Source organism: Streptomyces niphimycinicus, assembly GCF_018883605.1.
Taxonomy (GTDB): Bacteria; Actinomycetota; Actinomycetes; order Streptomycetales; family Streptomycetaceae; genus Streptomyces; species Streptomyces niphimycinicus.
On the sequence record NZ_JAHLEM010000805.1, the window covers coordinates 1 to 8,510 of the forward strand.

The 8,510-nt window shown below is 69.9% G+C and carries 7 protein-coding genes; 1 reads left to right on the forward strand and 6 read right to left on the reverse strand.

Features of this window, described 5'->3' with window-relative positions; translation table 11 throughout:
• Positions 1-465 (forward strand): PucR family transcriptional regulator (locus tag KN815_RS43125; protein WP_216347214.1); only part of this gene is annotated, 465 nt, incomplete at its 5' end.
• Between the two features lie 25 nt (positions 466-490).
• Here KN815_RS43125 and KN815_RS43130 read toward each other — a convergent pair.
• The 6 genes from KN815_RS43130 to KN815_RS43155 form a co-directional block, all read right to left on the reverse strand.
• On the reverse strand, positions 491-1,924 hold the full coding sequence (locus tag KN815_RS43130) for an MFS transporter (RefSeq protein WP_216347215.1): 1,434 nt from the start codon (positions 1,922-1,924) through the stop codon (positions 491-493).
• Between the two features lie 197 nt (positions 1,925-2,121).
• A complete protein-coding gene (locus tag KN815_RS43135; RefSeq protein WP_216347216.1) occupies positions 2,122-2,802 on the reverse strand; it encodes a TetR/AcrR family transcriptional regulator in 681 nt (226 codons plus the stop codon).
• A gap of 157 nt (positions 2,803-2,959) precedes the next feature.
• Complete coding sequence (locus tag KN815_RS43140) at positions 2,960-4,321, reverse strand: cytochrome P450 (RefSeq protein ID WP_216347217.1); 1,362 nt, start codon at positions 4,319-4,321, stop codon at positions 2,960-2,962.
• An 81-nt stretch (positions 4,322-4,402) separates the two neighbouring features.
• Positions 4,403-5,773 (reverse strand): cytochrome P450, encoded by a 1,371-nt coding sequence (locus tag KN815_RS43145; protein ID WP_372458625.1) that lies wholly within the window; start codon positions 5,771-5,773, stop codon positions 4,403-4,405.
• 4 nt (positions 5,774-5,777) lie between these two features.
• Complete coding sequence (locus KN815_RS43150; protein WP_216347219.1) at positions 5,778-6,701, reverse strand: terpene synthase family protein; 924 nt, start codon at positions 6,699-6,701, stop codon at positions 5,778-5,780.
• Positions 6,698-7,777, reverse strand: a complete 1,080-nt coding sequence (locus KN815_RS43155; protein WP_216347220.1) for a polyprenyl synthetase family protein — start codon at positions 7,775-7,777, stop codon at positions 6,698-6,700. The genes KN815_RS43150 and KN815_RS43155 overlap by 4 nt, the downstream gene beginning before the upstream one ends.
• Positions 7,778-8,510 lie beyond the last annotated feature (733 nt).

The window sequence follows — 8,510 nt, forward strand, 5'->3', positions numbered from 1 at the left end:
GGCGCCTCCACACCCGTCCCCGCGCCCGCCGCACGGCCCGGGGAGGTCGCCGCGGGCTATGCCGAGGCGCGGCGCTGTCTGGCCGCCCTGCGGGTGCTGGGCCGGGCCGGACAGGGCGCCGCCGCCGAGGACTTCGGCTTTCTCGGTCTGCTGCTGGCCGGTACTCGCGAGGACGCCCCGGACGGCACCGGCGTCCAGGACTTCGTGGCCCGCACCGTGGGCGCGGTCATCGACTACGACGAGCGGCGCGGCACCGAGTTGATCCGCACCCTCGACGCGTACTTCGCGGGCGGGATGAGCCCCGCCCGTACGAAGGACGCCCTCCATGTGCACGTCAACACGGTGGCGCAGCGGCTGGAGCGGGTCGGGCGGCTGCTCGGCCCCGACTGGCAGTCACCCGCCCGCTCCCTGGAGATCCAGCTCGCCCTGCGGCTGCACCGCCTGGCCTCGGCCATGGGCTACTGAGCCGCGAGGCCGAACGGGCCGTGGGCTACTGAGCCGAGGCCGAACGGGCCGTGCGCTCCGCCGCCTCCGCCTCCGCCTCCGCTGCCGGCCGCGGGGACGGGGCCGAGGTCGGTTCGACGGCGGCCAGATCGCGGTCCCGGGTCTCCTTGGCGACGCCCACGGCCACCAGGGTGAGCAGGGCCGCCGCGATCACATAGAGCGCGATCGGGGTGGCGCTGTCGTAGTCGGCCAGCAGCGCGGTGGCGATCAGCGGGGCGGGCGCACCGGCCGCGACGGACGAGAACTGCGCCCCGATCGACGCTCCCGAATACCGCATCCGGGTCGCGAACATCTCGGAGAAGAAGGCCGCCTGGGGCGCGTACATCGCGCCGTGGAAGATCAGCCCGACCGTCACCGCGAGCAGCAGCGCCGGGAAGCCCTTGGTGTCGATGAGGAGGAAGAAGGGGAAGGCCCACGCGCCCACGCCCACCGCGCCCAGGAGATACACCGGGCGGCGCCCGATCCGGTCCGACAGCGCGCCCCATGCCGGGATGACCGCGAAGTGCACGGCCGAGGCGATCAGGACGGCGTTGAGGGCGGTCTGCTTGCCGAGGCCCACATGGTCGGAGGTCGCGTAGACGAGGACGAAGGCGGTGATGACGTAGTAGCTGATGTTCTCGGCCATCCGCGCGCCCATGGCGATCAGCACATCCCGCCAGTGGTGGCGCAGGACCGCCACCAGCGGCATCTTCTCGGTGGCCGCCTCGTCCGCGGCCGCCTTACGGGCCTTGGCGCGGGCCTGCGCCGCCTTGAACACCGGCGATTCATCGACAGAGAGACGAATCCACAAGCCCACCACTACCAGCACCCCCGAGAGCAGGAACGGCACCCGCCACCCCCATGCCTCGAAGGCGTCGTCGGAGAGCAGGGCGGTGAGCGCGGAGAGCACCCCCGTGGCCAGCAACTGCCCGGCCGGGGCGCCGGTCTGCGGCCAGGACGCCCAGAACCCGCGCCGCCGCGGGTCCCCGTGCTCCGACACCAGCAGCACCGCCCCGCCCCATTCGCCGCCGAGCGCGAACCCCTGGATCAGACGCAGCGCGGTCAGCAGTACGGGGGCCGCCGAACCGACCGTGGCGTGGGTGGGCAGCAGCCCGATGGCGCAGGTCGCGCCGCCCATCAGCAGCAGACTCAGGATCAGCAGCTTCTTACGGCCGAGCCGGTCGCCGTAGTGGCCGAAGACCAGGGCGCCGACCGGCCGGGCGGCGAAGCCGACCGCGTAGGTCAGGAACGACAGCAGGGTGCCGACGAGCGGATCGGAGTCCGGGAAGAAGAGCTTGTTGAAGACGAGCGCGGCGGCAGAGCCGTAGAGGAAGAAGTCGTACCACTCGATGGTGGTGCCGATCAGGCTCGCGGCGACGATTCGGCGCAGTGCGCCGGGCGGGGTCGGGGGAGCGGAGGCCGGAGAATCCGGGGTGGTCATGGGTCACCACTTCCGAGCGGGGTGCGGGGACGTTTTTGTGTTGCCACACCGTAGAAATGCGCAGTTCGGCTCGGATATGTAGGCGGGCGACACACTTCACCCGGCCACTGTGGTGACCTGCCCCGCCCAGGAAGCCCCGAGTCGGCGCGACCCCGACCGACATGCGCCGGATTGGTCCCTCCTGCCCCGAATGCCCCCTAGTCGGCCCGCCCCGTACGCGGCCGTCGCGCCTTGCCGAGCTGGAGCATGGCGGCGCCGAGCTGCTCCCCGGTGAGCGAGGGGGCCGGGAGCGGGTGGGCCCCCTCGGGGCGCAGTCCGTCGAGCAGCAGGGCCAGATAGCGGCGCCAGGCCAGCGGCGCGGCGACGGTCGAGCCGGGGACCGCGCGGCCGAGCGCGGCCAGCAGGAACAGCAGGTCCTCCGCGGTGGCGTCCTTCCGGACCGCGCCCTGCTCCTGGGCGCGGCGCAGAAGGACGTCGAGCGTCTTGTGGTTCTCCCTGCGGAGCGCGTCGAGCGAGGGGACGCCCTGGATGCCGGTGGTCATCAGGTCGTTGGTGCCCCGGTCGGCGGCGAGCAGTCCGAATATGCGCTCCAGATAGGCTGTCAGGCCGATCCAGGCGTCCGGCGCCGAGCGGGCCTCCTCGGCGGCCCGCAGGATGTCCCGCAGGGAATCGCCGAATACCGCCTCGATGAGTTCCGCCCGGCCGGCGAACCGCCGGTAGAGAGTGGCGCTGCCGACTCCGGCCCGACGGGCGATGTCGTCGAGCGGGGCGTCCACACCCTGATCCGTGTAGATCTCCCGGGCGGCAGTTATCAGCATCTCGCGGTTGCGCCGTGCGTCTCGGCGCAACGGTGTCTCTTTCTCCACACGGCTGCCCATGGCCCGAAACCCTAACACTAACCGGGGGAATCTCTCCGGTTAGGTGTTGAGATCATCGAAGGTACGGGGAACTGTCCCCGATTCGACCGCGCCGGCCGCCGGTACGGTTCACGCCCACTCCCGACACCTGAACTACGGGGCCCGAGGGGCGGAGCGTTCAGCGCGGTTCCGGAATCATGCGCAGCGGACCGGCGGTGAGGCTCATCTGCGGCCTCGGCCGGATCTTCGTCCGCGGAATCGGGCGCATCCGCCAGCGGCCCGCGATCGCGGCCAGGGCCAGCGTCGCCTCCGTCATGCCGAAGACATCGCCGATGCACTTCCGGCTCCCACCGCCGAACGGCAGATACGAGCCGCGCGCCACGTCCTTGGCCCGCTCGGGAAGCCAGCGGTCGGGGTCGAAGGACTCCGGGTCGGGGAAGCGAGCCGGATCGCGGTGCAGCACATACGGGCTGATCAGCACGTCCGACGCCGGGGGCAGCCGCCGCCCGCCGAGTTCGGTGGCCTCGGTGGTGGTCCGGGTGAACAGCCACGCGGGCGGGAAGAGCCGCAACGCCTCGCTGAACACCCGCTGGGTGTAGGCGAGCCGGGGAACGTCGGCGTAGCGCGGGGCCCGTCCGCCCAGCACCTCGTCGACCTCGGCGTGCAGCGCGGCCTCGGCCCGGGGATTGCGGCCGAGCAGGAACCAGGCCCAGGTCAGCGCGGAGGCGGTGGTCTCGATCCCGGCCAGCAGCAGGGTCATGACCTGGTCGTGGATCTCCTGGTCCGACATCGTGCCGCCGGTCTCGTCGTCCTGCGCGGCGAAGAGCGCGGAGAGCACATCGCCGCGGTCGCCGTCGTCCGCCCGCTTATAGTCCTCGATCATGCGGTCGATGAGCTGGTTGAGCCGGGTGAGCGCGTCGTCGAAGCGCCGGTTCGCCGCGAGCGGGAGCCTGGCCAGCAGCCCGGTGGGGTCGATCGCCTGCCGGTAGGCGCCCTCCACGACGATGGGCAGACAGTGCTGGATCTCGGCCACGGCATGCGGCGCCATATCGGTCGAGAAGAGCGCACGGGCCGTCACCCGCGCGGTGAGCGCGAGCATCTCATGGCTGACGTCGATGGGTCTGCGGGCCGTCCAGGCCGTCGACCCGGCCTCGCACTCCCGCTCCATCACCTCGGCGTACTTGGCGATCCGGGCGGCCTGGAAGGCGGGCTGCACCAGCCGGCGCTGCCGTCTGTGGTCCGCCCAGTCGGAGGTGATCAGGCCGTTGCCCAGGATGGGCTTCGCCTTCTCCTTGACCGGCCCGCCGGTGTCGTAGGTCCGCGCGTTCACCAGCACCTGCTGGACCAGCTCCGGATGGCAGGGCAGAAACACGGGCCGGGGCCCCAGCCGGAGCTCGACCAGATCGCCGTAGGCGGGCAGGGAGGCCAGGAACTGAAGCGGTTTGCGGCCCATCAGCAGGGCGTGGCCGGCCAGCGGAAGTCCGCCGGGGGCGAGGGCGTGCCGCCAGTGGCGCGTCGCCGGGTGCTGCGCGGTCCTCATCGGAAGATGTCCTTCGCTCGCGAGGTGGGGTACGGAAGGTACGGGGCGTCCGGTCCGTGGCGCACCCCGGACCGGACGTCGTCAGCGTGGCTCGCACACCATCGGCAGCGGGCCGGGTTCGAGCGTCGCCTTCGGCTCGGGGCGCAACGTCGTCCCGGGCACCGGGCGAAGACGCCACCGGCTCGCGATCGTCGCCACGATGAGGGCGGTCTCGGTCAGCGCCAGGACGTCCCCGATGCACTTGTGGCTGCCCGCGCCGAACGGGAGCAGCGCCCCGCGCGGCACCTCCTTGGCGCGGTCGGGGAGCCAGCGCTCCGGGTCGAACCGCTCGGGGTCGGGGAACAGCCCGGGGTTGTGGTGCAGCGCCTGGGCGCTGTAGAGGATCATCGTGCCCGCCGGGATGGTGCGGCCGCCGAGGTCCGTCTCGGCCGCCGTGACCCGCATCGCCATCCAGGACGGCGGATACAGCCGCAGCGACTCGGTGATCACCCCGCGGGTGTACTCCAGGGACGGCAGGTCCTCGAAGGTGGGCGAACGGCCCCCCAGGGCTTCGTCGATCTCGGCGTGCACCCGCTTCTCCACCTCCGGGTGGGCGCCCAGGAGATGGAAGACGAAGGCGAGCGTCGAGGCCGTGGTCTCGCTCCCGGCGACCAGGAAGGTGACCACCTGGTCGAGGACCTCGCCGTCGTCCAGCCCCTCGCCGGTCTCGGGGTGTTCGGCGCGCAGCAGCGTGGAGAGCAGATCGCCGAGGTCGGCGCCGGAGCGCCGGCGGTCGCGGATCATCTCGTCCACGATTCTCCGCAGCCGGGCGTTGGCCCGGTCATAGCGGCGGTTGCCCGGGGTGGGGAGCTTCTCCATGATCCCCAAAGGCGCCATGGTGCGCTTGTAGATGCCGTGCGAGACGATGCGCAGACAGTGGCGGGCCTCGTCGATCGTCGCCTCGCCGATCCCCGTGGAGAACAGCGTCCGCGCGGCGACCCGCATCAGCAGCGCGTGCATGGTGTCGCCGAGGTCCAGGGTCCGCCCCGGCTCCCAGGAGCCGATCGCGGCGCGGGTGTCATCGGCGACCGCGGCGGTGTAGTCGGCGATCTTCGGGGGGTGGAACGCGGGCTGGATCATCCGCCGCTGAGTGCGGTGGTCCTCGCCCCGGGAGACCGAGAGGCTGTTCCCGAGCAACTGCCGCGCCTTGTCGAAGACCCCGCCCTTGTCGAACACACGGGGATTGAGCAGCACCTGGCGGACCAGCTCGGGATGGCAGGCCAGATAGGCGCGGCTGGGCCCCAGTCTGACCTCCACCAGATCGCCGTGGGCGGGCAGGGAGGCCAGGAACTCCAGCGGACGGCGCCAGAGCGCCAGAGTGTGCCCCAGCAGCGGCACCGAGCCGGGCGCCGTGCCGGTGGTCCAGGAGTGCTCCGGCTGTGCGGAGCCCTTCGCGGCAGTCACGGTTCCCATTCCCTTACTGAATACGAGAGTTGACGTCGTTGACGGCCGTCTTGTAGCGCTTGTTGCTGATGGTCCAGACGAAGTTGCCGTAGATCAGATCGAGGAAGACGTCCTGCGTCAGTTGGTCGAACACCTTGATGCACTCAATGTCCTCGATCATGTCATCGAGCCGCGCCTGGAAGAACTCCTTGAACGTCGTCTCGTCACTCACATCGCAGAGCCGGAAACAGTTGGTGATCTGACCCAGTGAGACCTCGCGGTCATAGGAGTAGAAGTCGTTGACGATGGTGAGTCCGCGGGTGGTCATCCGTGCGGCCAGGCTTGTCCTGGCGTGTTCGGTGAACTCCGGATGCCGGTAGATCGGATACGACATCTTCATCCAGAAGTCGACACCGATGTCCGTGACCCGGAAACGGAAATACTGCTCCGGGGACGTGGTGCACAGCGCCGCCTTGATCGGCGAGTCGCGGAACATGTGGTCGCTGGTGACGAAGGCACGCGCGGCCTCGTACGCGACCTCCGCGTCCTCGGGGCCGTAGTACTTCTCGCAGATCGCGCGCAGCTTCGGCAGGAAGAGATCGAAGTCGTGCAGGGCGGGATCCATGTCGTCCCACACGAACGTCACGCAGTTCAGGACGCAGACGGCCTTGAACGCCTCCATGTCCTTGATATGACGGGGGCTTTGAGACCAGAGCACCACCCCCATATAGGAGATCCAGCGCTCATCGGAAACGGATTTACCGAGCGGTGCCACCGCCGCGTTGCAGTCGTCGATGACCTCGCGCAGTTCGGCGTCGGTCAATTCGACCTTGGTGGGCCGGGTGACGACATGGCGGTCGAACATCTCCTGGAAGCGGCCGGTGCACTCCTCCAGGTACGGGCGGACGCTGCTCCGGCTGATGTCCTGGGCCCCGGCCGCGGAAAGTCCCGTCGTCATGAGTTCCTCACAGTGGCCATGCGGGCGATCAGCTTCAGCGCGTTGACCGCGTCCGCGGTGAATGGGGCGTCGTCGAGGGCCCGCAGGGCCTGTGTCCGGCGGTCGTCGATCATCTGCTCGACGGCCTCCCGGGCGGTGGTGGCGGCGAAGATCTCCTGAATGGTCACGGCGTCCGACTCGTCCAGCAGCGGATTGCCGATGAGGCTGCGCAACCGCGCCGCCTGGGCGCTGTCGGAGGCGCGCAGGGCGAGCGCGATCAGGGTGGTGTTCTTCCCGGCCCGCAGATCGTCGAGCTGGGACTTGCCGGTGGACTCCGGGTCGCCGTACACGCCCAGCAGATCGTCGCGGAGCTGGAACGCCTCGCCGAGCGGCAGGGCGTAGGCGGTGAACGCCTCCATGGCCTCCGGGGCGGCGCCCGCGATGGCGGCTCCGACATGCAGCGGACGCTCGATGGTGTACTTGGCGGTCTTGTACCGGTTGACGGTGAGGGTGGCCTCGACGTCGTCCGTCAGCTCCCCGGTGGCCTGGAGATCGAGGTACTGGCCCAGCATCACCTCCGTGCGCATCTCCGACAGCAGCGGCAGTACGGCCTCGAACTGGGCGGGGGTGAGGCCGGCCGAGTGCAGCAGCTCGTCCGACCAGGTGAGCGCGAGGTCGCCGAGCAGCACCGCCCCGCTGACCCCGAACCGCTCGATCTGGTCCGGCCTGCGGTCGGCGGCGCACAGCGCGGCGAGGGTGCGATGGATGGTCGGCCGGCCGCGGCGGGTGTCGCTGTCGTCCATGACGTCGTCGTGGATCAGCGCGAAGGCGTGGAACATCTCCAGGCAGGCGGCCACCCGGAACACCGTGTCGGTGTCCTCACCGCCGCCGACGGCCTGCCAGCCGGTGACACACAACAGCGGCCGTATGCGCTTTCCGCCGGACAGGAAATCCTTGAGCAGTCCGGAGAGATACGGCAGATGGTGTTGCGGAGTGGTGTGGGCCTTGGCCGTCAGAAAGTCTTCGAGTACGACGTCCACCGACTTGCGGACGGTATCCGCGTCCAAGCGGCCGGGGCTGAGCGTGGGTGTGGTCATGCGACTGACTCCTCCACGTCGAAATGTCGAAATCCGTTGATTAAGGAGAAGAAAACAGGCACACGGAAACCCTTGCTTCTCTGGAAAAGTTGGATTGCCGTCCGTGCCGTGTACGGCACCATGAAGGCAGAAGGCGGGATGTGACCGCTGCCCCATGGTCGATAGGTCGAACGCGCCGGTCGATAGGTCGAACGCGCCGCGACGGGCGCGAAGACTCAGACGCTCAGGGGACCAGGGGATCGGCGCGGGCAGGGAATTTCCGCGCATGGAATCCAAGCCGGCCCGCAATGGGGCCCTGGCCGATGCGACACCCGCGTCGGCATCATCGGTTCGATGGATGCCAGGTGTGCGCGGGCACACTCAATTACGCCCATTTATGCCCCCTGAGTGCCGCCAGTCCCCCCACTCGGACGTCAGCAGTCTAGACGCAAGATCGACGGATTCGGAAGCCCGTTCTGGTATCGCGCCTATCACTTGACGGCCGGGGCCGGGGAGGTCTCGCCGCACCGGGTGCGGTCCGAAACGGGCAACTCGCCCCGTACGCGGCGACTATCAGGAGAATAAGCGGTGCGCAATATTGCGACGGAGGGTTCGTCGAAGGCTGAACGGGGCTCCGCCTTCCCCGGCGGAGCCCCGTTCAATAGCCATGTGGTGTCCGATCTTGTGGCGCCGGACCGCGCCGTGCCGGTCCGCGCCGTGCCGGTCCGCGCCGTGCCGGTCCGCGCCGTGCCGG